Source organism: Neisseria sp. P0021.S006 (assembly GCF_051956895.1).
In genome coordinates, this window is record NZ_JBQCWZ010000745.1 from 1 (window position 1) to 687 (window position 687).

Sequence of the window (687 nt, forward strand, 5' to 3'; positions counted from 1 at the left end):
GCACAAAACATCGACGCCTAAGCATGAGAAGATAAAAGGCCGTCTGAAAAACGATTTTCAGACGGCCTTTTTGTTTTTGTACTTTGTTTCTTACAACTCAAATCCCAACAACTTCGCGTGTTTACTTCAATAATTTATTTTGATTCGCGTATTTTAGAGCATTCCAACTAATTCAGATTCGGGACAACCCAAATACCCCATTTGAAACGCTCCAATCCGCTTCCGATTTATTCCGCTTTCCCTAAAATCATCGCATCGCCATAGCTGAAAAAGCGGTATTCCTGTTCCACCGCATGGCGGTAAACGCTGCGGATATGCTCCATACCCGAAAACGCGCTGACAAGCATCAGCAAGGTTGATTTGGGCAGGTGGAAATTGGTAATCAATCGGTCGGCAACATTGAAGCGGTAGCCCGGCGTAATGAAAATATCGGTATCGCCGCGACCGGCTTTCAGACGGCCTGTCTCGCGTGCAGCGGATTCCAAGGCGCGCATGGAGGTTGTGCCCACTGCCCACACCTTATTGCCGCGCGCTTTGGCGGCCTCAACGGCGGCAACGGTCTCGGCCGGTACGTCAAACCACTCGCTGTGCATTTTGTGTTCTTCAATTTTATCGACGCGTACGGGTTGGAATGTGCCGGCACCGACGTGTAGGGTCACTTCTGCGGTTTCTACGCCTTTGGCTTTC

Annotated in this window: 1 protein-coding gene; it reads right to left on the bottom strand. The window is 49.9% G+C overall.

The genetic code is table 11. The features are described 5' to 3' along the window. Nucleotides 1-227: 227 nt before the first annotated feature. On the bottom strand, nt 228-687 hold a 460-nt coding region (locus ACTHUM_RS16850), incomplete at its 5' end, for an S-adenosylmethionine:tRNA ribosyltransferase-isomerase (protein WP_440403534.1).